The sequence below is a fragment of the Streptomyces sp. NPDC038200 genome, assembly GCF_055600785.1.
The window spans coordinates 32,373-57,081 of sequence record NZ_JBVJYH010000009.1; the positions used below are offsets into that span (position 1 = coordinate 32,373).

General features: G+C 69.2%; 18 protein-coding genes and 1 pseudogene. 13 read left to right on the forward strand and 6 right to left on the reverse strand.

The genetic code is table 11. The features are described from left to right. Positions 1-975 precede the first annotated feature (975 nt). The 3 genes from ACZ7KF_RS20000 (at position 976) to ACZ7KF_RS20010 (ending at position 5,946) form a co-directional block, all read left to right on the forward strand. Entirely contained in the window at positions 976-2,274 is a 1,299-nt protein-coding gene (locus ACZ7KF_RS20000) for a hypothetical protein (protein WP_471076378.1), read from the forward strand. A 1,131-nt stretch (positions 2,275-3,405) separates the two neighbouring features. Continuing rightward, positions 3,406-4,326, forward strand: a complete 921-nt coding sequence (locus ACZ7KF_RS20005) for an acetoacetate decarboxylase family protein (RefSeq protein WP_471076381.1) — start codon at positions 3,406-3,408, stop codon at positions 4,324-4,326. A 21-nt stretch (positions 4,327-4,347) separates the two neighbouring features. After that, positions 4,348-5,946 carry a succinic semialdehyde dehydrogenase gene (locus tag ACZ7KF_RS20010; protein ID WP_471076384.1) on the forward strand — a complete coding sequence of 533 codons (1,599 nt, stop codon included), beginning with the start codon at positions 4,348-4,350 and terminating at the stop codon, positions 5,944-5,946. Between the two features lie 370 nt (positions 5,947-6,316). On the opposite strand, the gene ACZ7KF_RS20015 is transcribed toward ACZ7KF_RS20010, so the two are convergent. Further along, positions 6,317-7,804: a long-chain-fatty-acid--CoA ligase gene (locus ACZ7KF_RS20015; RefSeq protein ID WP_471076387.1), complete on the reverse strand. Its 1,488-nt coding sequence runs from the start codon at positions 7,802-7,804 to the stop codon at positions 6,317-6,319. 146 nt (positions 7,805-7,950) lie between these two features. On the opposite strand from ACZ7KF_RS20015, the gene ACZ7KF_RS20020 reads away from it, so the two are divergent. Further along, positions 7,951-9,147 carry a PucR family transcriptional regulator gene (locus ACZ7KF_RS20020; protein WP_471076390.1) on the forward strand — a complete coding sequence of 399 codons (1,197 nt, stop codon included), beginning with the start codon at positions 7,951-7,953 and terminating at the stop codon, positions 9,145-9,147. Positions 9,148-9,359: 212 nt separating this feature from the next. After that, positions 9,360-10,916, forward strand: a complete 1,557-nt coding sequence (locus ACZ7KF_RS20025; RefSeq protein ID WP_471076393.1) for an oxidoreductase — start codon at positions 9,360-9,362, stop codon at positions 10,914-10,916. On the opposite strand, the gene ACZ7KF_RS20030 is transcribed toward ACZ7KF_RS20025, so the two are convergent. From ACZ7KF_RS20030 to ACZ7KF_RS20040, 3 genes are all read right to left on the reverse strand, one after another. Then, positions 10,913-11,751, reverse strand: a protein-coding gene (locus ACZ7KF_RS20030) for an IS5 family transposase (protein ID WP_471076396.1) whose coding sequence is annotated in 2 segments (ribosomal slippage) — positions 10,913-11,404 and positions 11,407-11,751 — 837 coding nt in all. Because the reading frame shifts where the segments join, the coding sequence is not laid out codon by codon here. The two genes, ACZ7KF_RS20025 and ACZ7KF_RS20030, sit on opposite strands and share 4 nt — an antisense overlap. A gap of 75 nt (positions 11,752-11,826) precedes the next feature. Further along, entirely contained in the window at positions 11,827-12,786 is a 960-nt protein-coding gene (locus ACZ7KF_RS20035; protein WP_471076398.1) for an NAD(P)H-quinone oxidoreductase, read from the reverse strand. 323 nt (positions 12,787-13,109) lie between these two features. After that, entirely contained in the window at positions 13,110-15,329 is a 2,220-nt protein-coding gene (locus ACZ7KF_RS20040; RefSeq protein ID WP_471076401.1) for an MMPL family transporter, read from the reverse strand. Positions 15,330-15,490: 161 nt separating this feature from the next. On the opposite strand from ACZ7KF_RS20040, the gene ACZ7KF_RS20045 reads away from it, so the two are divergent. Then, positions 15,491-16,057 (forward strand): TetR/AcrR family transcriptional regulator, encoded by a 567-nt coding sequence (locus ACZ7KF_RS20045; RefSeq protein WP_471076404.1) that lies wholly within the window; start codon positions 15,491-15,493, stop codon positions 16,055-16,057. A gap of 403 nt (positions 16,058-16,460) precedes the next feature. Here the strand turns inward: ACZ7KF_RS20045 and ACZ7KF_RS20050 are convergent. Continuing rightward, positions 16,461-16,682, reverse strand: a pseudogene (locus tag ACZ7KF_RS20050) (hypothetical protein); the annotation flags it as partial. A 139-nt stretch (positions 16,683-16,821) separates the two neighbouring features. On the opposite strand from ACZ7KF_RS20050, the gene ACZ7KF_RS20055 reads away from it, so the two are divergent. Together ACZ7KF_RS20055 and ACZ7KF_RS20060 are read left to right on the forward strand one after the other, a co-directional pair. Beyond that, positions 16,822-17,181, forward strand: coding sequence for a hypothetical protein (locus ACZ7KF_RS20055; protein WP_471076407.1), 360 nt, complete (start codon positions 16,822-16,824; stop codon positions 17,179-17,181). A 284-nt stretch (positions 17,182-17,465) separates the two neighbouring features. After that, complete coding sequence (locus tag ACZ7KF_RS20060) at positions 17,466-19,484, forward strand: hypothetical protein (protein WP_471076410.1); 2,019 nt, start codon at positions 17,466-17,468, stop codon at positions 19,482-19,484. A gap of 110 nt (positions 19,485-19,594) precedes the next feature. Here ACZ7KF_RS20060 and ACZ7KF_RS20065 read toward each other — a convergent pair whose 3' ends face one another. Next, positions 19,595-19,768 (reverse strand): MerR family DNA-binding transcriptional regulator, encoded by a 174-nt coding sequence (locus tag ACZ7KF_RS20065; RefSeq protein WP_471076413.1) that lies wholly within the window; start codon positions 19,766-19,768, stop codon positions 19,595-19,597. A 404-nt stretch (positions 19,769-20,172) separates the two neighbouring features. On the opposite strand from ACZ7KF_RS20065, the gene ACZ7KF_RS20070 reads away from it, so the two are divergent. The 5 genes from ACZ7KF_RS20070 to ACZ7KF_RS20090 all read left to right on the forward strand — a co-directional run bounded on the left by ACZ7KF_RS20070 (position 20,173) and on the right by ACZ7KF_RS20090 (position 24,650). Next, positions 20,173-21,624, forward strand: a complete 1,452-nt coding sequence (locus ACZ7KF_RS20070; RefSeq protein ID WP_471076416.1) for a serine hydrolase domain-containing protein — start codon at positions 20,173-20,175, stop codon at positions 21,622-21,624. Then, positions 21,621-21,914, forward strand: a complete 294-nt coding sequence (locus ACZ7KF_RS20075; protein WP_471076419.1) for a hypothetical protein — start codon at positions 21,621-21,623, stop codon at positions 21,912-21,914. Before ACZ7KF_RS20070 ends, ACZ7KF_RS20075 begins: the two co-directional genes overlap by 4 nt. Positions 21,915-22,386: 472 nt before the next feature. Next, entirely contained in the window at positions 22,387-23,169 is a 783-nt protein-coding gene (locus ACZ7KF_RS20080; protein WP_471076422.1) for an MEDS domain-containing protein, read from the forward strand. After that, positions 23,166-24,116: an anti-sigma factor RsbA family regulatory protein gene (locus tag ACZ7KF_RS20085; RefSeq protein WP_471076425.1), complete on the forward strand. Its 951-nt coding sequence runs from the start codon at positions 23,166-23,168 to the stop codon at positions 24,114-24,116. Before ACZ7KF_RS20080 ends, ACZ7KF_RS20085 begins: the two co-directional genes overlap by 4 nt. A gap of 78 nt (positions 24,117-24,194) precedes the next feature. Continuing rightward, the gene (locus ACZ7KF_RS20090) at positions 24,195-24,650 is read left to right on the forward strand and encodes an STAS domain-containing protein (RefSeq protein WP_471076428.1); all 456 of its coding nucleotides are present in this window, start codon (positions 24,195-24,197) and stop codon (positions 24,648-24,650) included. Positions 24,651-24,709: the final 59 nt, after the last annotated feature.

Consider the following 24,709-nt stretch of genomic DNA (forward strand, 5'->3'; position numbering starts at 1 on the left):
TGCACCGATCGTCGCACTCCGCCCCCGGTCGGACGCCCGGAGACACCATGGCGCTCCATTTTTCAACGAGATTGACAGGGTGTTTTCGGACTAAGGCGCACGGGATGGAGGAGCCGACGACGAAATGAATCATGGGAAAATAGTTCCCAGGAGACGGTCAACGCCGAAACGTTTCAACGCATTTCGGGGTCCGGGATGCCTAATTTTCAATCGCTTGCTGATCATTTCAGAATGAGATGTGCAGACCGCGCCTGACCTACGGTCAACCCGCCCAGACGGAAGGAGGCGCTCTTCGACGCTGCCGTCGTCCGTACAGTTGCTCCGGCCTGGCAGCGACAGACCGGCCCACCGTTCCGGACACCTACGAGACCTCCCTCGACCTCGGGAACCGACCCGCGGCCCGGCGCGCCCACCGGGGCGACCGCAGCAGCCGGTGGTGACGCCCGCCCGCCGTTCCGCACAGGCGCCGAGCCCCGCCTCTGGTCGCCCGGGGACGGGGCCCCTCATCCGCGGCGCGGACTGAGCCGCCCCCTTGCCACGCCCTGCGCGCTCCGGCCGTGAGTATGTGACAAGTCATGCCGGCCGGCGCGCTCGCGAGTCGCCGGAACACCCGCACCTCGGACACCAGTGATTGGCCGAAACCGCCTGCGCACATACGAATCCACGCGTTAGAGTCAGTGTTCGGACCCGGGTCGTCGCTCGTACCGATGACACCAGTCGAATCAGACTTCCACGCTGTCCGGAGATGCGATTGCACCGCGCCCACCAGCAGCTCCCCTCCTCCTCTGCCGTCAACTTCGGCTGACCGCGCACCGTTGGAGCTTCGCTATGACCGCCGTCCAGGCATCCGCATCTGCCGTGCCCCGTGACTTCTTGTGCGAGCACTCGAGCAGCAAGAGCCGAGTACTCGTGCTGCTGGCGCACCCGGCCGGGCCCACCTGCCTGCAGACCGTCTTGACCTGCCGCGACGCGCTCTTGGCCCAGCATGCTGCGCTCCTGCTCTCCCTCTCCGCCCTCCACGGCGCCCTCACCCCGCGCCAGCAGGCCACGGCACACAAGATCGTCACGGCGCTGCCGGATGCCCCCGCCGCTTCCTTCCGGCAGGCTCTTGAGCGGGCTCGTGCAGGCGTATGGCCCACCAACGCGTCGACGATATTCACCTGGCCCGCCGACGATCCCCTCGACTGGGTGCATGAGGACGGCCAGGAGGAGCTGCCCATTTCTGCGACCCGCTCGCCGAGCGATGCCCGGCTGGCCGACCTGCCCGGTCCGGTGGTCCGGATGGTGCAGCTGCGCGAGTTCCACGTGTACGACCGGGCCAAGGCACTCAACGCCGCGACAGCCTGTGGCTGGGAGCCGCTGCCGGACGAGGAGCTGGACGAGGACGATCCGGACGACCTGGTGGGCGCCGTCATGTTCGCCGTGGAGACAACCGGCGAGCTGCCCGGGACGGACTGCCTGACGGACGCGCAGGAGGGCCACCTGCTGCTGTCCGCACGGGGCGACGAAGTCGTCGACTGGTCCACCGAGCCCATCCGCGTCACCTTCGGGGCGGGCTGGCGGCTTCGCCAGGTCCCCAACCCGCACGCCGCACCGCAGCGCATGGCCGACGGACCGCCCGCGCGCAAGGAGCCGCAGCCGGACTTCGCCTCCCTCTTCCCCCGCCCTGCCGCCTGCGGCTGCGAGAAGGAGGACTGCGAGAAGTGCGGCTGGTGGCTCACCCCGCGCACCGCCGACCGGCTCTTCGGCGCGCTCGTATGGCTGGCGGACACGGCCTACGACGACGTGGCAGAGCTGCAGGACCGGCCCGTCATCGAGGGGGATGACGGCACCTGGGGCTTCTTCTCCCGTCTACCGCGCGTGACCTGGCACCAAGGCCGGCAGTGGCGGCGCGGCGTGGCCCGCGCCTGCGACGACCTGGCGGGCGACCTCGCCCGCGGCAAGTGGCCTCAGCCCCTGTGCGCGGCCGAGGAGATGGTTCTCCATCTCGCTCTCGACGACGCACCCGAGGGCGTGGATTTCGGAGAGGACTCCCCGTCCCGCACGACACTGCCCACGCACCGCGACGACTACGACTTCGACGCCTGCTCGGAGCTGTTCTTCCCTGATCACGACGTACTGCGGCTGTACGACCGCCGACACAGCGACAACCCGGACGCGATGATGTGCTTGCAGGGGTCCTGCCCCATCCCAGCCGCCCTGCGACCGGACGAGTGGTTCGAGGATTTCCTCAACGTGAACCCGCGCTCACCCGAACGCGGGTTCCGCCGCTGACGCACTCGGAGGCTGTGCACGGCTTCTTCGCCGATGCCCGCGTACCCAGGAGACTCCGCGCGTAGTCAGCACGGGAGGCGCGACCACGGGCGATGACGTGGGCTTTTGGTCAGCACCTCACCAGCACGGGAGTCAGCACCACACTGTCCCGTCACCCAGAACCACGCGTCCCGGCAGCGCTGGATTCAATCACTTGCGAGCCCCGGAACCGCTCGTCCCCCGAGTCGGCATGGCGCCCGCGCGCACAGGCGACTCCCGACCTATGGTGCCTCACCACATGTGCCCCTGACCTGCATCTTCCTACGGTGTGCCGACACGCACCCGTCCCCACCGCACACGAGGAAGTGGCGCACACGCCTGGGCCCACCGACACCCTCACGGCGCCGGTGGGCCCAGCCGTTTCCGCTCGGAGCCGCCCATAGGGCGCGTCGCCCGTCGGCGACGCACTCCACACCCCTCGATGTTTACGACGATTACATCAATGCCTTAATGTGAATGGTGCATACATCGTAGGTGATCGAGAGGGAAGAGGGGAACGGGATGACGAGCGAGCTGTTCTCGCCGCCGACTCCGCGCTCGGGGCGGGTGCCGAGGAATCGGATCGCGAAGGCGGCGAGGAAGGAGAACACGACCCGTGGCGGTCAGCGTCCGGACGGGCAGCCGCCGTCGCCGCACCGACACTGGACGGTGGCCGCCCGGGCCGCAAGACGCTCGGGCGACAGACCGTACCGGGAGAACTCGAACGACCATCCCCCCGACGCGAGAGCGCGACGATGCCAGAACCGATCCAGAACCCGGCCGCTCCAGGGGATCCCATGGACGCCCTGCCCGAACGTCCACACCCACCCGGAGGCCGGCACACGGAGGGCGACGGGCCGGACATCACGAGCGCGCCGGATCCCCGCGCTTCGGACGCACCACCGCCCGCCGGGCCAGAGGACGAGCAGCCAGGAACCGTGAACACGGTCTGGTCCCACATCCTCTCCACCGCGTACCGCCGGCTCAGTCCAGGCCGATAGAGCCGTCAACCGAAATCCGCCCGCAAGAATCTCGCCCCCCATTGTTGACGGTGCTCACATCGCCCTCTACGGTTTGTGTACACCGCTTACATGAGAGTGAGGAAGCCCCGCCATGTCTTCGACGCAGGAGAACACCGTCAAGGTCGACCTGGGCGGCCGCGAGGTCGCGGTCCCGAAGGGCGGCATGTACGACCGCTACCGGATGAACCCCGATCTCGACGAGATCGCCCGCGACCCCCGCGTCAGCAGCGTGGACTTCTTCCGCCGGCTGCCCAAGATCAAGGTCGACTCTCCGATCGGCTCGACGCTCACGCCGAACTTCTACTACACGATGTCCACCGCCCGCCTCACCATGGTCGCGCCGTCCCGGGCGATCCGCGCCCGCCTCCCCGAGGAGCTCTCGCCGCTGGAGATCGTGCCCGGCCTCGGCCTGGTGTCGGTGATGTTCTTCCGGTACGACGTGTGCGACATCGACTTCTACACCGAGGCCGCCGTCGGCATCGCGGTCAAGCCCGCGCGGCACGGAAAGCTCGGCTTCTTCGACCTCGTCTCCGGCCTGAAGAACGAGCACCTCGACTCGTACGTGCTGTCCCTTCCCGTGAGCACGGACATCGCGCAGGTCCGGGGCCACGACGGCTACGGCTTCCCGAAGTGGGTCACCGGCCTGGACGTCGACATCGACGCGCACCGGACGACGGCCCGGGTGGCCAACGACGCCGGCGGAGTCGACCTGGCGCTCCGGGCGAACACCCCGGCCCAGCGGCCCCACCTGAGCGGGGAGCGCGTCAGCTCGCTCACCTCGTACACCTCGATCAACGGCGCCTGGCACTCCACTCTGAACCAGACCCACGTGCTGAACGCCGGCACGACGCGCAGCACCAGCGGCATCAACCTCCAGCTCGGTGAGGGCCGGATGTCCGACGATCTGCGTTCGCTCCAGCCGAAGCGGACCATCCAGTTCGACGTCATGACCGAGGGCCAGGCTGCCCTCCACATGCCCGTACCCACCTCGGTCCGGAGCAGGAACAAGTAGCAGCGGACAAGGAGTTCTGCCATGGTCACCGACCACGCCACCCGCCCCACTGCCACGCGGGGCCTCGGCCTTCCCCTATCCCTCACCCCGACCCTGCTGAAGCAGCTGACCGCGCGGGTCTCGGCCGCGCCGGACGCGGCGCGGGTCACCACCAGCGCCCCCTACACCGGCGTCCCCCTGGCCGACCTGCCGGTCTCCACTCCTGATGATGTCGAGGCCGCCTTCAGGCGGGCCCGGATCGCGCAGAAGTCCTGGGCGGCCACGCCGATCGCGGAGCGCAAGAAGATCCTGCTGCGCTTCCACGACCTGGTCCTCGCCCGCCAGGACGAGGTCCTTGACCTGATGCAGGCGGAGAACGGCAAGACCCGCCGCGACGCGTTCCTCGAAGTCGTCGACATCGGTGTCGTCTCCCGCTATTACGCCCGCAACGCCGCCAGGTACCTCGGCCCCAAGCGCCGTCGCGGCGCCATCCCCCTGCTCACCCACACCACCGAACTGCGCCACCCCAAGGGCGTCGTCGCGGTCGTCTCCCCGTGGAACTACCCGCTGAGCATGGCCGCCAGCGACACCATCGCGGCTCTGATGGCCGGCAACGCCGTGGTCCAGAAGCCCGACACCCAGACCGCGCTCACGGCCCTGTGGTCCCTCGACCTGATGCACGAGGCCGGACTCCCGGCAGGCGTATGGCAGATCGTGATCGGCCGCGGCAGCTCCATCGGCGGCACCCTGATGGACAACGCCGACTACATGATGTTCACCGGCTCCACCGCCACCGGACGCCAGATCGCGAGCGACGCCGGCAAGCGCCTGATCGGCGCTTCCCTCGAGCTCGGCGGCAAGAACGCCATGATCGTCCTGGACGACGCCGACGTGGAGAAGGCCGCCGAGGGCGCCGTCAACGCCTGCTTCCCCTCCGCCGGCCAGCTCTGCGTCTCCATCGAACGCCTCTACGTGGCCGAGTCGATCCGCGACCAGTTCACAGCCGCCTTCGTCGCACGCACCAAGAAGCTCAAGATCGGCGCATCGTACGACTACAGCGTCGACGTCGGCTCCCTCACCACCCCTTCCCAGCTCAAGACCGTCACCGCACACGTCGACGACGCCGTCGCCAAGGGCGCCACCGTCCTCGCCGGCGGCACGGCCCGCCCCGACCTCGGCCCGCTCTTCTACGAACCCACCATCCTCACCGACGTCACCCCCGACATGACGCTCCACGACCACGAGACCTTCGGCCCCGTCGTCTCCATCTACCCCTACCAGGACGTCGACGAAGCCATCCAGCTGGCCAACTCCACCCCCTACGGACTGAACGCCAGCGTCTGGTCCCGCAACGGCGCCCGCGGCCGGGCCGTCGCCGCCCGCATCCACGCAGGCACCGTCAATGTCAACGAAGCCTTCGCCGCGGCCTGGGGAAGCATCGACGCCCCCATGGGCGGCATGGGCGACTCCGGACTCGGCCGTCGCCACGGCGCCGACGGCATCCTCAAGTACACCGAAGCCCAGAACGTCGCCCACCAGCGCCTCCAAGGCTTCTACCCGCCGGCCCGCATCTCTCCCGAAACCTGGGCCACCCTCCTGACCAGCGCGCTCAGGATCATGAAGGCAGCCGGAGTGCGCTGAACGGGGATCGCTCGAGCGGCCATCGCCCGGCACGCACAGGCATCGACCAGTCCGGCGGTCCGGCGTCTCACCACCCGGCGCCAACGGACCGGTCGAAACCGCTCTGCTTCGCCCCCGCCCTCCTCCTCGTGCTCGGCCGGCCACGGCCGGTCCGCGACCGCCCCGCCGTCGGGCAGGCAGCACCGTCGATGACGCAGACCTTGCCGGACAGTCCTGCCCTCTCCGCCTCCCGGCCCCCAGCGGTCCACCGTGGACCCATCCTGGCCGTGGCAGCCGGCGCCCGCATCGCGGCCCGGGCCATGCGGGGGGGGGCGGCCGCACGCGGAGACGACCGTGAACGCGCGCAGTGCGCGGCGCGTCAGATGCGATGTCAGCGCACCGGCACAGTGATCTCGCGCTTGAGGATCTTGCCGCTCGGCCCCATCGGAAGCGCGTCCACGATCCACACCTGGCGCGGGTACTTGTAGGCCGCCACGCGCTCCTTGACGTACCCCTTCAGTTCGTCGGGCATGGCCTCCGCACCGGGGCGGAGCACGACCACCGCGGTGACCTCCTCCCCCAGTTCTGCGTGTGGAACGCCGAGCACCGCGGCCATTCCCACTGCGGGGTGTTCGTGGAGCACTTCCTCGATCTCTCGCGGGTAGACGTTGTAGCCGCCGCGGATGATCATGTCCTTCTTGCGGTCGACGATGTACAGATAGCCGTCCTCGTCCGCCCGGGCGAGGTCGCCGCTGCGGAGCCAGCCGTCGGGGATGGCCGCCTCGGTCTCCGCGGGCCGGTTCCAGTACCCCTTCATCACATTGGGCCCCCGGACGGCCAGTTCGCCGATCTCTCCGGCGGCCACGTCGTTCCCCTTGGCGTCCACGAGCCTCACCTCCACATCCTGGATCGGAGTGCCGATGGACCCGGCCTTGCGCGGTCGGTCGGGGTGGTTGAACGTGACCACGGGGCTGGTCTCGGACATGCCGAAGCCCTCGAGCACCTGACAGCCGAAACGCTGCTCGAAGCGCTGGAGGATGTCCACGGGCAGTGACGCGCCGCCGGAGATGCACATGCGCAGGGTGGACACGTCCGCGCTGGACGGGGTCTGCAGAAGCGCCGCGTACATCGTCGGCACGCCTTCGAAGACAGTGGCTCGCTCGCGGGCGACGGCCTCCAGAACGGCCTGGGGGTCGAAACGGGGAATCATGACAAGGGAGGCCCCGCTGCGGACGGCGGCGCTCATGGTGCAGATCTGCCCGAAGATGTGGAACAGCGGCAGACAGCCCACCACCACGTCCTCGGGGGTCAGCCGCTGCACATGGACGCCGTTGACCTCGGTGTTGTGCCGCAGTCCGGCGTGGGTGAGGACGGCTCCCTTGGGGCGACCGGTGGTTCCGGAGGTGTACAGCAGGACGGCCATGTCCTCGCCGTCGGTGTCGACGACCTCCGGCAGCGGCTCGTGCCCGGCCAGTGCCGCGGCGAACGAGGCGGGCTCCACGGACGTGTGCTCCACGCCGGCAGCGGCTGCCCCCTGCTTCCCCTCACCCGGTGCCTGGTACCACTCGAAGAGCCGGACGGCGCCGGAGTCGGCAAGGTGAAACTCCACCTCCCTGGTCTTCAGAAGGGGGTTCATCGGAACCACGACCGCGCCGGCGCGCAGGGCTCCGTAGTAGAGGACGACGAACTCCGGGACGTTGGGCAGCATCAGGGCGACCCGGTCGCCCGGCCGGACTCCCGCGGACCTGAGCAGGGTGGCGGCGCGGGCGCTGCGTTCGTCCAGCTCCCTGTAGGTGATGAGCTGCTCCCCCAGGCGCAGCGCGGGATGGTTGGGGTGCCGCTGCGCCGTCTCTTCGAGGAACGCTGCCAGATTGGCCATGACCCGCCTCCGTTACATGATGCCGCGAGATGTTTACATCGCCGACATCTTGCCGCCGCGTGCGGGCCGCGCCCTATGGACTACGTGACAGCATTCAGCCCTTCCTTTTGTTCCTGACCACAATCCTGTGCCATTAAGCTGCAGGAATGGCACTTCCAGGCGTGGCAGCGGTTCTCCAGACGAGGCTTCCGGAACTGGCCGAGCGCATGGCGCTGCGGATCCGCTCGAACGTGGTGCCTTACCACAACGAGTCACTGATCACTCTCGATTCGCTGGGCCGCTCCTGCGCCACCAACGCGGACCTCGTCCTGAGCCGTCTCCGCCATGGGGGCGCCCTGAACGCGAGTTCGGCGCGGGAGACCGGCCGGGTCCGCGCCGAGCAGGGCGTTCCGCTCGCGGACACACTGCACGCGTACCGGATCGGCACCGAGTTGCTGTGGACGGAGATCCTCGCGGAGGCTCGCCTGCATCCCGAGGTGTCAGACGATCAACTGGTGTCGGAGTCGGCGGAGTTCTGGTCCCTCTTCGGACTGCTGGCCGAAGCGGTGGTGGCGGCCTACCGGCAGACGGCCGCACATCTGACCTCCCGTGTGCAGGCGCGGCGCTCCGCTCTGGTGGAGGCGCTGTTCTCGGGCGTCGTCACCGACAGCATGCGGTGGGAGGCGGCCCGCGAGCTGGGCCTGCCGGAGCAAGGGCCCTACGTGGTGGCCGTCGCCGAGGCCGAGGAGCCGGACCGGGAGTGGCTCGCCGGGATCGAGTCCGCGCTGCTCGAGGCGAGGCTCCCGGCCGCCTGGAGACCGTCGCCCGGCCGACAGCACGCACTGATCGCGCTGCCGGCCGACTCCTCGGAGAAGGCGTGCCTGCGGATCCTGCGGCGGTCCGGCGCACGCATGGGTCTCAGTCCGCGCTTCCGCACCCTGCGGGACACACCCCAGGCGCTGCGCTTCGCCAGTCTGGCCCTGCCCGCACCGAGTGCGGGCCCCGGGGTGGCCCGCTTCGATGACAATCCGCTGGCCATGGTGGTCGCCGCCGCGCCCGCCGAGTCCGCGCACTTGATGAGGACCGTCCTGCAGCCGGTGCTCGAGCTTCCCGCCGCGGAACGCTCCCGGCTACTGCGGACTCTGGAACACTGGTTCGCCGCTTCCGGCTCGGCCGGGGGCGCCGCGCAGAGCCTCTTCGTCCACCCCAACACAGTCCGCTATCGGTTGCGCCGTGTCGAAGAACTGACAGGCCGGTCCCTCTCCGATCCGCGCACGGCAGCCGACATCAGCGTGGCGCTCCTGGCCGTTCGCGCCTCCTTCGGTGAGAACGACCGGAGTGCCGAGAACCGACCGTTTTCATGATCCGCATGGTCGCCGTCGACGCGCGCGAGCGGCGCGTTCAGGACCTGTCAGTCGTTCGCGTGCCTGGAGGGAGGCCGGCCATGAGCCTGCCTTCCCTCTGCGACACCGGAGCGTCGGTTCACGGACCTGGAACTCCTGACGGAAGGGGCTGCCCTCCGATCCGTGCGCGGTGGGGTAAGGCGAGCGCGAAGGAAGATCACTACTCTGCATGAGTGCTCTCATACGACGAGTTGACTTCACCGGAGCGTGAGCTGTGGGACGCGTTCCCCGAGGGACGCGGCGTGGACCTGCGCAGGGGCGTGCCCGAGGACGACCGTGTCGCCGAGGGTGGGGGGTGGGGCCCGGGGCGGACGGTCCGGGCCGTCGTGATCACGGCGCTCCTGCTGGGCGCGAACACCGCGCAGCCGGGCGCCGTCGCGTGCCTGAGGCTCGCCGGGGCGCGGATATCCGGGCACCTCGACCTGGCCGGCGCGCAGATCGCTCACGCCCTCTGGCTCGAGGACTGCTGGTTCGAGGAGGGCGTGGACCTCTCCGGTGCGTCGACCCAGTCGATCGCGATCGTGGGCAGCCGAGTGCCAGGCGTGGAAGCCGGCTTGATCCGTATCGAGGGGCGCCTCGACCTGCGGCGCTCGCGCCTGGAAAGCGGCTCTGCCTCGCCCTTGCACCGCAGGGTCACCGCCTTGTCGCTCATCAACGCCCACGTGAGCGGCGCCGTGAACCTCAGCGGCGCCGACATCACCGCACCCGAGGAATGGGCGGTGTCCGCTGGCGGACTGGTCGCGGCGGGCGGTGTCTACTGCGTGGACGGATTCGTGGCGCATGGTGAAGTCCGTCTCATGGGGGCACAGCTGCCCGGCGGATTGCACATGCGGGGCGCACGACTGGAACGCCCCGGCCGGCGTGGGGTGGCGCTCGCCCTGGACAACGCCGTGGCCTCCACGATCGACTTCTCCGACGGGTTCACCGCGAACGGGACCGTACGGCTGCGGGGCGCCCGGATCTCGGACAACCTGACCTTTGAAGGAGCCGTCCTGAACGGGCCGCCCGACGGCCGCGGCCCCTCTTTCACCGCCCTGCTGATGCAGGCCGTCGACTTCGACTTCACACTCGCCCGGCTACCGGCCGGCACCGTGGACCTGCGGGGTGCGCAGGTGTCCTACCTCCACGACAGCGAGCACAGCTGGCCGGACGTGGTCGAGCTGGACGGCTTCGTCTACGGCTCCATCAAGGTGGCAGAGGCCGGCGAGCGGCGGGAGGCGGTGGGGCAGCGGGACTCCGTGGCCCGCCGTGTGGCGTGGATACGGCGCAGCCCGGGCTACAGCCCGCAGCCGTATGAGCAGTTGGCGAGCTGGTACCGGAAGGCCGGCCACGACGACGACGCCCGCCGGGTGCTCCTGGCGAAACAGCGTCACCGGCGCCGCGCGTTGCCCCTGCCCGCGCGCGCCTGGGGGCACCTGCTCGACGCGACCGTTGGCTATGGCTACCGGCCATGGCTGGCAGGCGTCTGGCTCCTGACACTGACCCTGCTGGGCGCCCTGGTCTTCGGCGCGCACTCTCCCATCCCGGTGAAAACGGGCGAAGGCGCCCCGTTCCAGCCCCTCGTCTACACGCTCGACCTCTTGATCCCCATCGGTGGTCTGGGTCAGCGCACGGCCTGGTACTGGTCGAACGACAGCCTCCAGTGGCTGGCCTACCTGCTGATCGCCTTCGGCTGGGTGCTGACGACCGCCGTCATCGCGGGTGTCACCCGTACCCTGCAGAAGAACTAGCGGGCGACAACTGAGTTCAGGCGTCGCCAGCAGATCAGTGCGCATCCGAGGATGAGGAAGGCTTCGTGGATGTCGTCGCGTATCGCCCAGCGGATCCGCAGGCGGCGGAAACGGTGCGGGTGGGCGAACGCACGCTCGACGACCCAGCGTCGGGTGCCCAGTCCGGAGCCGTGTTCGGTGCCCCGGCGAGCGATCCGTGGCTTCACGCCGAGATCCCGGACCATCCGACGGTACTTGTTGTGGTCGTAGCCGCGGCCGCCGAGCACCACGTCTGGGCGGCGCCTGGGCCGGCCGCGCTTGCCCCGCACGGGCGGTACCGCCTGGAGCGGTGGGATCAGCTGGGTGACGTCGTCACGGTTGCCGCCGGTCAGGGTGGCAGCGAGTGGGATGCCGGTGGCGTCGGTGATCGGAGGGTGTTTGCTGCCCGTCCTGCCCCGGTCGACGGGGCTTCGTCCAGCCCTGGGTCCCCCTTGAACGCCCGGATGGGGGAGCCGTCGACGGCCGCACGGGAGAAGTCCAGGGCATTCGCGCTGCGGAGCTTGGCGAGGAGGACCTCGCGCAGCCGGGGCCGCCCACCGGCTTCGGTCCACTCGGCCAGGCGGCGCCGGCAGGTCGCGCCCGAGCCGCAGCCGCATTCCTGCGGCAGACACTCCCGGGCGATCCCGGTGTGCAGCACGAACAGGACGCCCAGGAGCACCAGCCGGTCCGGAGGCCGCTTGCGCCCCGGATGCCGCGTTCGACGCTCGCCTCTGGGCAGCAGTGGCTCGAACACCGCCCACAGCTCGTCCTCGACGTGCCGTGGCTTCGGCCGAGCCACCAAGCACCCCCGGATCATCGGTCCCGGAGTGATCCGACCACCGTGGAGATCATTTCGTTGGGACTTCTCGGAGGCGGTCTCCCCCGAGGCGTGCTACTCGTTCACGAGCAGGATCTTGCCGACGTGGCCGCCGGCTTCCATCAGCCTGTGGCCTTCGGCCGCCTCGGACATGGGCACGGTCTTGTCGATGAGCAGGTGGACGGCCCCGCTCTCGATCATCGGCCAGACCTTGTCCTGCACCTCGGCGACGATCTCGGCCTTCTGCTCCTTCGACCGGGTACGCAGCGTGGTACCGAAAACGGAGACGCGCTTGAAGACGATCTCGGCCAGGTTGAGCTGACCCTCGAGGCCGTTCTGCAGACCGATGACGACCAGGCGGCCGTCCGGGCCGAGGGAGCGGATGTTCCGCTCCAGGTAGTCGCCGCCGATCACGTCAAGGATGACGTCGTAGGGGCCGAACTCGGTGAAGTCCTGAGTGCGGTAGTCGATGGCCACATCTGCGCCGAGCTCCAGGGCTCGTGCGACCTTCTCGGGGCCGCCGACCGTGGTGACGACGCGGGCGCCGAGAGCCTTGGCGATCTGGACGGCGAAGGTGCCGACGCCGCCGAGCCCGCCGTGGACGAGCAGCGTCTCGCCCTTCTTCAGCTGCGCGGTCATGACGATGTTCGACCAGACGGTCGCGGTCACCTCGGGAAGGGCCGCCGCCTCGACGAGGTCGATCCCCTTGGGGATCGTGAGCAACTGGCCCGCCGGTACGGCGACCTTCTGGGCGTAGCCGCCACCGGTCAGCAGTGCGCACACCTCGTCGCCCACCTGCCATCCGGTCACTCCATCACCGAGGGCACTGATACGGCCGGACACCTCGAGCCCCGGATAGGGGGACGTACCCGGCGCCAGCGGGTAGAGCCCCCAACGCTGCATCACGTCCGCCCGGTTGAGGGCACTGGCCACCACGTCGATGACCACCTCGCCGGCGGCGGGCGTCGGATCTGCGACCTCGGTCCACTCCAGGACTTCGGGACCGCCGGGTTCTTTGATGGATACGGCCTTCATGGCACTCCGATCACATGACTGAGCTGCATGGCCCCACAGGCATCCCGGACAGGCGCACAGCGTTTCCGCCGCGCGTAACGGCAGGGTGCACACGATACCGAGACAGGAATCGAATGACGGCTTTTGCCCGATTACCCAGGGGGCAATGTTTACTCTACACACATTAGGCAAGAAGAGTGTGCAGTGTCAACATTGCCCGCTGTGACCCCTCCGACCGAGACCGGTCCGCGCGTGCGACACGCCGTGCGCCGACACGAACGAGCCGGGGTCGGCCACACCCGTGCGGGTGGCCGACCCCGGCTCGTTCGTGATCTCTGAAGGTGTCAGACGCGCAGTGCCGCCTTCTCGTCCGGCTGCCCCGTGCCCGCTTCGGACTTCGAGACCGAGGAGGCGCTCGGCAGCCGTGCGCCCTCGATGTCGACATCCGGCACCAGCCGGCCGAGCCATCGGGGCATCCGCCAGGCGTGCCGACCGAGGAGCGCCATGACGGCCGGCACCAGCGTCATACGGACGAGGAAGGCGTCGACGAACACGCCGAAGGCCAGAGCGAAGCCGATGGCCTTGATGATCGGGTCCTCGTTGAAGACGAACCCGCCGAAGACCGCGACCATGATGAGCGCGGCGGCCACCACGACCCGTGCGCTACGGGAGACGCCCTGGGCGATGGCCTCGGCCGGATCCCCGAAGTGTTCATGGTGTTCACGCATCCGGCTGACGAGGAACACCTCGTAGTCCATGGCGAGTCCGAAGAGCACGCCGATCAGGAGCACGGGCAGGAAGCTGGGGACCGGCCCGGTCGCGGCCACATCGAGCAGGCCGTTCAGGTGCCCCTGCTGGAAGACCCAGACCGAGGCGCCCAGGCCGGCGCCGACCGAGAGCAGGAAGCCCAGTGCGGCCTTGATGGGCACCAGCACGGACCGGAAGGCGATGGTCAGCAGAATCAGGGCCAGGATGACGATGACGGCGATGAACAGCGGCAGGGCGTCGGCGAGCTTGCCGGCGACATCGATGGCCATGGCCGTTTGGCCGGTGACGTAGAGCGTGCCGCCCGCGTCGGCGACCATCGCCGCGTTCCCGCGCAGACGGTGCACCAGGTCGGTGGTCGCCTGGGCGTCCGGGCTCGACTTGGGGACGACGGCCATGACCGTCAGATCGCCGGCCGGACTGGGCACCGGATCCGAGACGACGGTCACGTCCTTGTCCGCGGACAGCTTGCCGCGCAGTGCGGACACGGTGGCCTGGCGCTGGCCCTTCGGGATTCCGCCGGTGTCGACCACGGTCATCAGGGTGGCGTTGAAACCGGGACCGAATCCCTCGGTGAGCAGTTCGTAGCTACGGTGCTGGGTGCTCGTGTCGGGCTGCGAAGCGTAGCTGGGCAAGCCCAGGCGCAGGTCGCGGGCCGGCAGGGCGACGGCCAGCAGGCCCACGACGCCGACGAGCAGGACCGCGATCGGTGCGCGGGTCACCGTTCGCGCCCAGGCCAGCCCCCAGGCGCCGGGAGAGCCCTGACGGCGCTTCCCTGCCCGCTCCCGCCGGCGCGGGCGCAGCCGCTCACCGAACACGCCGAGGGCGGCCGGAAGCAGGCTGATGGCGACGAGGACGGAGACGAGCACGGTCGCGGCACCCGCGAGGCCCATGACGGTCAGGAAGGGAATGCCGGTGATGGCCAGGGCCGCCAGCGCGATGACCACGGTCGCGCCGGCGAAGACGACCGCGCCGCCCGCCGTGGCGGTGGCCCGCGCGATCGACTCCTCCCAGTCGGCTTCGGCGTCCTGGAGCTGTTCGCGATGGCGCGAGATGACGAACAGGGCGTAGTCGATGCCGACCGCGAGACCGATCATCAGCGCCAGCGTGGTCGCGGTGCCGGTCATCGTCACGAAGCGGGAGACGAACATCGTGCCGAGCACACCCACTCCGACGCCCACCAGGGCGGTGACCAGCGGCAGTCCGGCCGCCACGAGGGAACCCAGGGCAACGGCGAGGATCGCGAAGGCGATCGCGACGCCGGCCAGCTCGGCGGGCCCGCCCGCCTTGGTCTGCGGGAGCATGGCCGAGCCGCCCAGCTCGACCTGCAGACCGGCCTCTCGCACGGGCTCCATCACGGTGGACAGGTCGTCCTTGGCCGTCTGCGGCACTTCGGCGGCTTCCTGCCGGAAGCGGACATCGGAGTACGCGATCCGCCCGTCGGCCGAGATCGTGCCGCTGGAGACCGGCTGGGACACGGCGACCACACCGGGCACCTCCGCGGCCTTGCGCAGGGCTGCGCCGAGGGCCTTCCGCTCCCCCGGATCCGTGACGGCACTCCCCTTCGGGGCGGCGACGACGATCCGGACGACGCCGCCGGCGGCGGGCGGGAACTTCTCCTTGAGCAGGTCCTGCGCCCGCTGCGCTTCCACGCCCGGGACCGTGAACTCGGTGGACGTCTTTCCGTGCAGGGTCGCTCCGAGGCCGCCGACGACGGCGAGCAGGAGGATCCAGGCGGCTATCACCCAGCGGCGGCGGCGAACCACCCAGCGCGCCCAGGTGTACAGGCGTGAGGCCATCGATGCGTTCCTAACAGATCTGGTCGAGACCCTGATCAAGGGGAGAAGAGGGTGCAGAAGTGCACAGCGGCGGGCCAGAACGGACGGCACGCCCGCCGATTTGCAGCGTAACGCATTTTTACCACCCGCTGTAAAATAACTATGGGTGGTAACCTGCTGGCATGGGTGACAGCCTCAGGGAACGCAGCAAGGCGCGGCGCAGAGAAGCGATCCTTACCGCGGCCTACGAACTGTTCGCGCAGCGAGGCTTCGACGCGACGAGCATTGCCGACATCGCCGAGGCGGCAGAGGTGTCACCCCGCACCGTCACGCTCTACTTCCCGTCGAAGCTCGAGTTGGCGATGGCACACTTCAACGCGTTCGTCGACCAGTTGGCGGGGGCTCTGCACGCACGGCCCCAGGGGCAGGGAATCCTCGACACCGTGGAGCAGTGGCTGCGCGCACAGCAAGGGGCCCAGGGCGACTTCGACCAGCTCCATGACCGTATGCTCCAGGCCAATCCTCAGCTCAAGGGCCTGTGCAGGGGGCGACTGACCGAGGTGATCCAGGACGGCGCCCGGCTCCTCGCCGAGGAACAGGGGTGGCGCCCCGACGACTTCGCACCCCGCGTCCTGGCAGCCACGGTGGCGAGTGTGATCGGCGAACTGACGCACCGGTCCGAGCCCGGCGACCTGGAGACGGCCATGGCGTTCATCCGCGCCGCGGCCGCCACGCTCCCCCCGGCCTGAGGACTACCGCGGCACATCCGGCGCGGAGCAGCCCCCTCGGCCTCGGATCACGGCGGCCAAGTCAGGGTCGAGCGTCCCGGGCCGGACGAGTCGCCTCAGCCGTTCCCTGGATCACCCCGGTGATCGCCCGCTCACGGTCACGAACCACCCTCGCGGCGTCGACGAACGAGATCGTCCACGATCGCGAGGGACTGGACCTCCGTCGTGAACGAGCGCCCTCTGTGCCGAGCACCGGCCGCACGACGGCGCAACGCAGTCAGTCAGCACGGGAGGGTGGAAGTGGGGTGGTGACAGGGGCTTTCAGTCAGCACCGAACCAGCACGGAAGACAGCACCGCCCCGTCACATCACCCCCGACTACGCGTCCCGGACAGCTCGGGTCTCGACCACTCCCGAGCCCGTGAACCACCCCCTCCCCCCCTCGGCCCGGTGGTGAGGGTGAGCCGGGTCGTATCGCCGCTGCCGATGTTCACGGTGGCGCCGGGCAGGAGCTTGCCAGTCTTGTCGTCCTTGGCCTGCAGCAGGACGTGGGCGGGCTTGAACGGAGCGACGATGGCCAGGCGGGTGGTGCCGCCGGGTGTGACGACCACGTCCTGGTCGGCGACGACGTCGTAGAGGGGGCTGCCTTCCCTGTCAAGTTCTTGGGTTCGGCTCTGCATGTGGTGGGAACCGGTGGCCGCGCAGAGGCGTCCTTGCGTACCAGCGAAGTTCATCCGATGCTGCTGAAGGCAGGCGTTCGTTGGCTGCTGGGAGGGGCGAGTGAGTATGTCGCGAAGCAGGAAGATCACGGTCATCGTGGTCGCGGTCGTACTGATGGCATCAACGCCGTTCTTCTGGCTGCTGGACAATCCGGATACCGGGCAGTTGGTTGCCGCGTCGGTCCAGGGCGCCACTGGTATTGCCGCCCTGGTTTGGGCTTTGATGCAGTCCCCCACCTCCAACCCACAACCCTCGTTTGTGGTAGCCGACACGGGGAGGGCCACGGCGACCAGTGGAGGCCGGGCGTCAACCGGCGTGCGAGGCCCGCAGCAAGCCGGGAATGTGTCCATTCGGGTGGAGCGAACCGGCGACGCCACCTCGGACGGCTCCGGCAGCAGTGCAAATACGGGTATCGACTTCAGCTGACCGGGCCCGGGAGGTCACAGCATGCGGGAGAGGCCTGGCCGATGGTGAGATGGCCCCGGCGCCGCCCCGCCCCGGACGGCGACCCTGGCGTCAGCCCCGAGGCCGCAGTCGCAACGCCGGGGGCAAAGGTAGCCGCCACGGAAACGGGTGAGGCCACCGCCCGCGACGGCGCCACCGCGGCATCCGGCTACACCGGGCCTGACTCAGGGCCCGCGGGCGCGGTGCATGTGAGTCGTACCGGGAACGCCACTGCCCATGACGGCGGCCCGGCCAACACCGGGTACATGTTGATCCGCAAGTTCATCCAGGTGCAACAGGCCGCCGTCCCGCGCCCCCCTCTGGACGTTGCGGCCGATGCACTGGCCAAGGCCGTGCGCGATGAGTGGGAGAAGGAGGCCAAGCTGCGGCGGCTCTTGGAGCCTGCGCCCCTTCCGGTGCGATGGCAGGTGACCAAACGCCGAGTGGCGGGCCGGATCGACGGGGCGATCGCCGAGGACGGCCGCGCCCGTTTTGCTCCGCTGCCCGGGTTGGCTGCAGTCACCCGCGACGTTCTGCGCCGGGGCGGAACTCTCCCCGAATTGCACGCGGTCTACGGCGGGCTGGCCTCGGGCCGTCTGCTACTCGTGGGCGAGCCAGCGGTGGGCAAGACGTCTGCCGTGGTGCTGCTACTCCGGGAGGCACTCAAGCATCGCGCGGAGGCGGCGCCGGACGTAAGGACCCACATCCCCGTGCCGGTGATGCTCACGCCATTCGGCTGGGACCCCGATCAGGAGAGCGCGACCGACTGGGCGGCAGGCCGGCTCTCCCGCGAGTACACCCTTTTCCGGAGCAAAGGAGGGGTCGCGCGGGCGAGGCAACTCCTGGAGGAAGGGCGGATTGCGCTGTTCCTGGACGGGCTCGACGAGGTTGGTGCGAAGCAACGCGCCGCCATGCTGAGCGCGCTGGAGGAGGCCAGCTTCCGTGTGGTGGTTGTCTCCCGGGCCAGGGCTCTCACCAGCAGGCGGCAGCGGCTGAGCGGAGCGGCAGCACTGGAGATCCAGCCGGTCTGCCCGGAGGACGCCAGCGCCTACCTGATGAATCCCCTGCCGGATCCGGCCCCGTCCGGCTGGCAGGAGCTCAACCGCAGGCTCCTGGACGAACCCGACAGCGCAGTGGCCGAGACGTTAACCAGTCCGCTGGCGATCGGCCTGCTCCGCGACATCTATGCCGACACCGATGGACGCCCCGTGGACGAGCTGTTGGACGCCGCCCGCTTCCCCAGCACCCGATCCCTTCAGAACCACCTCCTGGACCAGTTGGTCACCGCCGCCTACACCCCGAAACCGAGACGCCCGCGCCCGCGCTACTCGCCCGAGACCGCCGAACGGACGCTGCGCTACCTCGCCACGCAAGTCACCCGGACCCAAGCCGACCGTGACCTGCGCTGGTGGCACATCCCCACCTGGACGGACCGCCGCCCCAGGATGATCGTCGTCGGGGCCGTCACCGGTCTGCTGTACGGGGTGGTCGGTCTCTTCGCACTGTGGGGGACGACCGGCCCGGTGTTGGCATGCGTGCTCGGGCCCCTCTGCGCACTCGTCGGGGGAATCGTGGCCGCCCACCACCATGCGGAGCTCAGCGACGAGCAGCCGCTCCCCAGCGCTGGGTGGCGCGACATTTTCCCGCCCGGCGCCGTCGCCTTGGGCACCTTCATCTGGCTCCTCTCGGGAACCACGTCCTGGCTTGTCTTCCGACTGCCGGGGATCGACCCGTTGCCTGCCTGGCTCGCCTACCTCGCCGCGCTTCCACTCGGATTCGGCACGACGATGGTGAGCAGCCGCGGCTACAAACTGGTGGGCGGGACCATCCTCGGCACTGGCTCAGGACCCCAGTACAACGAGCTCAGGGACCGTCTCAGTCAGCGCCCCGTGACGGAAACCCGGGCGGTCAGCCCGCGGGACGTCTGGCGGCACCACATCGGGCTGAGGCTGGTCCTCGGTCTCCTGACGGGAGTCGCAGTCGCAGTGTTCTGCGGCTCGCTCGCAGCCCACGAGTTCGGCCTCAGGAACGGCGTCCTGGTCGGTGCCACAGCTGGGCTATGGGCCTGCCTCTTTGCCGGCCCGGTCGGAAATCTGGGCGTTGCCGCTGCCCTCTCCGCCGTCCAGCTCACCATCAGTGAAGGCACCCCGGTGCGTCTGATGTCCTTTCTCGAGGACGCCCGGCGCCGCAACCTTCTGCGGGCGGCGGGACCGGCGTACCAGTTCCGCCATGACTGGCTGCGGGAGAGTCTGACCAGTTCTGCTTCTGCACGGTCCGAGGGATGACTCAGGGCTGGCATGTGCGTCTGGCGACGACATCCTGTGCCCCGTCAGCGGCCAGATCCGCCCCCGGCGGGCGCGGCGACGAAAGGCCGCCTGGGCCCCACCGCCCGCCATCAGGGAAGTTCATCCGCGGCAGCTCGGCCTCCTTGTAAGTAGCGGTGGCCGTTGCTCCCGAGGTACGCAGGAACAAGCAGCCGGATCTCGTCGTAGTGCCGCAGCGTTCGGGACGCCACCGTGGGCATCCGGGCCACGTCCGCGAGGGACCAGGCCACAGCCGTGCCTTTCATCGCCGGGCCAGTCCCTCCGGCCGCACCGACGCATAGGAGTTGACGTAGCGGAAAGCGCAAGAGACTTGGCACGCGCCGCTCTCACCGCGCTCAGTAGGCGCAGCGGGCCGCCGCCGGCATGAACCAATAATCACCGACAGTCGCTGTTCGCACCATGACTTCTGCCCCCGGCGGCCGTCGGTCCGGCCGACCTCTGCCCCCCGCCGATGCCTTCGAGGCATGCCGTCGAACCCCGACTGGTCTTCGACGGCAGCACCGCGCGTCCCCAGAATGCGGGCACCGCCCCTTCGCATTCCCGAGGAGTTCACCGTGTCCCTCTTGTACGCCCGGCGCCGCTGGGCCTTGTTGACCGTCCTCGTACTGGCTCGCTGCCCTTCACGCTGGTCGAGCGCAACGCCAACTGCGTGCACAACGGCCTGCTGACCTTCCTCTTCGACGACAGCAAGATCTCCCGGGTCCGCTACCAGATCACGCACGAGACGTGTCAGTACTTCCAGTTCGACATGTGGGGCCAGGTCGGCGCGACCTACTCCCGGCACACCGTGACCGGTGACACCGACCTGGAGAACGCGTACGCCGCCGAGGTCGCCGACCGCATCCCGACCAAGCCGATCAGCGCGCTGAGCACCGACCACCCGAACGCCGGCATCGACACCAGCGCGTTCGGCAGCGGCATCACCGCCTCGGCGCTGAGTACGTACGGCGTGTCCTACGCCGGGGTGAACTACGTCGGCGCGTGTCGGACCCGGCAGGGCGCGTACCCGTACTGCAACCAGATGGTGCTGCCGTCGTTCTCGCTGGCCAAGACGATGTTCGCCGGCATCGTGCTGATGCGGCTGACGCAGGTCTACGGTTCGTCCGTGCCATCGCAGCTGATCCGCGACTGGGTCAGCGAGGCGGACACCTCCGCCTGGACCGGCGTCACGTTCCAGGACACCGCGAACATGGCCACCGGCAACTACTCCTCCAGCGCCTTCGAGTCCGACGAGTCCGGCAGCGGCATGACGGCGTTCTTCGACGCCGAGGCGTACGGGCCGAAGATGACCGCCGCGCTGGCCTTCCCGCACTCCGCCGCGCCCGGCACGCAGTGGGTCTACCACTCCTCCGACACCTTCGTGCTGGCCCGGGCGATGCAGAACTACCTGGTGTCCAAGGCCGGCGCCGGCAGCGAACTCTACCGCTGGATCCGCGACCAGGTGCTGGTCCCGCTGCACCTGAGCCCGGACGTGCTCACCACCGAGCGCACCGACAACAGTGCCACCGGGCAGCCGTTCGGCGGGTACGGCCTGTTCTACACGCAGGACGACATCGCCAAGGTCAGCCGGTTCCTGAACGCCGACGGCGGGAAGATCGGCGGCGTGCAGAAGCTCGACCCGACGCTGCTCGCCGACGCGATGCAGAAGAACCCGGCGAACCGCGGTATCACCACGACCGCAGACACGACCGGCAAGACCTACCACTACCAGGACGGCCTGTGGGCCCGGCGGTTCACCTCGGCGGACAACCCGGTGTTCACCAGCCCGGTGTACGTGCCGTTCATGTCCGGCTTCGGCGGCATCACCGCGGCGATGCTGCCCAACGGCGCCACGTACTACTACTTCAGCGACAACGACGAGTTCGGCTGGTCGGCGGCGGCCGCGCAGGCGTACAAGCTGCCCGCCACCGGCGGGGGCGGCGGGACGTGCGCGGCCGGCCAGCTGCTCGGCAACGGCGGCTTCGAGACCGGGACCGCGTCGCCGTGGACGGGGGATGACTCGTGTCCCACAACCCGCGGGAAGTGCCGCACAGCGGCAAATGGTTCGCCTGGATCGATGGCTTCGGCACCACGCACACCGACACGCTCGCGCAGAAGGTGACGATCCCGGCCGACTGCACCCACGCCGACCTGGCCTTCTACCTGCACATCGACACCGCGGAGACGCAAGCCGTCGCCTACGACACGATGACCGCCGCCGTGCTGGACTCCTCCGGCACGGCGCATCCGCCGGCCACCTGGTCCAACCCCGACGCCGCGTCCGGCTTCACCTTGCGCACCTTCGACACCCACTTCCGCGCAGCCTGTTTGTCGTGGGCTTCTTTGGTGATCGAGTCGGCCGGTCCGTTCATCGTGGTCGCCCGACGGCCTGTCGGACCGACCGTCGTGTAAGCGGTGCCGACCTTGACATACTCGAGCCCGTCGCAGGTTGAGATCATCCAAGCACCGTCCGAAGACGTCGCCGCCGCGCCCGAGGCCATCATGGCCCCCTCTACCCACGACAGCGACGGCGCCGATCCGCCCACCGCGTAGGCGTCGGCCCTTGGAGTCGATGGTCAGGTGTGCGGCGCTGGTTTCCGCCCTGCGCGAGCCGACGGGGCCGAGACCTCCAGTGAGCTGCCTGGCCGGATGAGCGATGGACCGTCGAGCGCCGTCGTCCTGATCGCCGTGGCAGGCACGCAACTCGGCGCCGGCCGCGCTCAGCCGTTCTCCTCGGCCGGCTGCGGGAGACCTTCCGAGGCAGGCGTCTGGTCACCGGGGCGACGGCAGCCGGACAAGGTGGCGAGCGCAGTTCCCGGCCTTGGGGACCATGCGGGAGGAGATGACAGGAGCAGTAGGGTAGGAAAGGAGCGAGGGAGGAGTAGTGAGAGCGCCGCGCGTGCTGCCAACGCTGGACGAGGTCGACACTGGCGATCACGTCTGCCACCTGTTGGATCGTACCGATGACGTCATCGACCGCAGCCGGGCTTTCGTCGCGGACGGTGCGTTGCACGGCGACAAGGTGGTGATCGTCGGCCCCGCCCCGCGGGCGGAAAGTGAGTTCGCACCGCATGTCCTGGACCCTGCGCGGTTGCAGGGTTCTCTTCTCTCCGCGGTGCGTCGGGAGGCGGCCGCTGCCCACCGGGAGGGGTTCCGCTCCCTTCGCGTGCTGCACCATGTCGTGCCCGGCCCTCGCGCGGACCGGAACGGGGAGTGGCTGCGCAGCGAGCTCGATCTTGAGGAGTTCGCCGCCGACACCGGAGCCATGGTGGTCTGCGCCTACAGCGGTGCTGACTGGGACCTGCCGGCTCTGCAGCAGATCGGTTGTGTACATCCGCATCATCTGGGCAGCCGTCCGGTCTCCCCCGCGTTCCGGGTGTACCGAACCGAGCAGGAAGGCTGGACGGTGACCGGCACCGTCGACAGCGACGGCGCGGTGGCCTTCGGCACCATTCTGTGCACCCTTGTCGCTCATACGCCGACGGTGCGTCTGCTCTGCCAGACCCTGGAGTTCTTCGATGCCGCCGGGATGAGCGCGCTGGCCGATGCCGCCAGGCACCTTCCGGATCGCAAGGTCATCCTGGAAGGCACCAACGAGACCGTGCGGCTCGCCTGGGAGCTGTCCGGCTTCGCGGTCCCCGACGTTCCGGTGGTGATGGTGCCGTGACCTTCTCTTCGTCCACTCCCCTCGACGGCACTGGATACCGGCATGAGCTGTATCCGTACTCGGGCAGCGATGAATTCGTCGCGGGCGCTTTGGGCTTCATCCAGGAAGCGCTTGACGGTGACGAGGCCGTCGTCGTGGCGGTGCCGCAGGAAAAGGCGTCTTTGCTGCGTGCAGAGATCCGTGAGAACGACACCGTGCGCTATGTCGACACCAGCCGGGTCGCGCGTCATCCCGGGCGGCTCATCGCTGCCTGGCAAGAATGGATCAAGGAACACGTCTCGGAGGGGCGGCCCGTCCGCGGGATCGGCGAATCCCCCTGGGACCAGGTCCGCAGTACTGCCGAGGCCGAGGAACTGCGCTACCACGAGTGGCTGCTCAACAGGGCGTTCGCCCAGGGCCCGGCCTGGTGGCTGCTGTGCCCCTACGACGTCGCACGCGACCAGGCCGCCCTGACCCGGATGGCACGCTGCCACCCCCAGATCCGCAGGGACGGCCGGACGGTGCCGTGCGACGACTACGACGCGCGGGCACCGTATGCGTTCGTCGCCCTCACCGACCCCTGTGACCCGTACGACGAGTTCCTCTACACCAGCGGCGACCTGCCCGCCCTGCGAGAGAAGATCGCTGCCTGCGCCGAACAGCACGGACTGACCGGTCGGCGCCTGCGCGAACTGCACCTGGCGGCGACAGAGGTGGCCACCAACAGCATCCGCCACGGCGGCGGACAAGGCGTGCTGCGCACCTGGAGCGAGGAACGACGGCTTATCTGTGAGTTCCGCGACGCCGGCTACCTGGACGACCCACTGGCCGGCCGGACCATGCCGACCGCGAGGCAGGTGGGTGGACGCGGGTTGCGGCTCGTCCACCAGCTGTGCGATCTCGTCGAGATCCGGTCCACACCGGACGAAGGGACCACCATCCGCCTGCATACCGAGCTGCCCGGCTAAGCCCGCTGGTGACAACGGTCTGCTCACCGGCCCAGCGCTTGAAGACACGCGTGACCGACGTCGCCCCAGGGTAGGCGCGTGGTGTCGCCGGGCGGCGACAAACAGAAAGGCGCCGGTGGCACGGGCATAAACGATCTGGATGGGAGTCGATTCTCGATGCTGAGGGTGCGTGTACAGCACGCGGCCACGACGGTTCTGCGGCTGCCGACCGAGGTGGACTACGGCAACGCTTCCGACATCGGCGCCCGGTGCGAAGACCTGATCAAGGAAGGCTGCGACACGCTCGTACTCGACGCCTCCGAAGTGCAGTACCTCGACTCCTCGGGCGTCAGCATGATCATCACGCTGTCCCGCGCGCTCGACAACCGTGCCGGTACCCTGCGCCTCGCCGCCCTCAGCGACCACTATCAGCAGGTGTGGCGCCTCCTCGGCCTCGACACGCTGCTCCCGGTCTTCCCCACAGTGCACGCTGCGCTCGACGGGCGCATCGCAGACGCCTGTAGTGATACCTCGGAGTCACTCGACCACGCCTGAAACCAAGGACCGAACGAACGGCATTGGACCGAGGCGCGCTGTCGGCGGCCGTAGAGCAG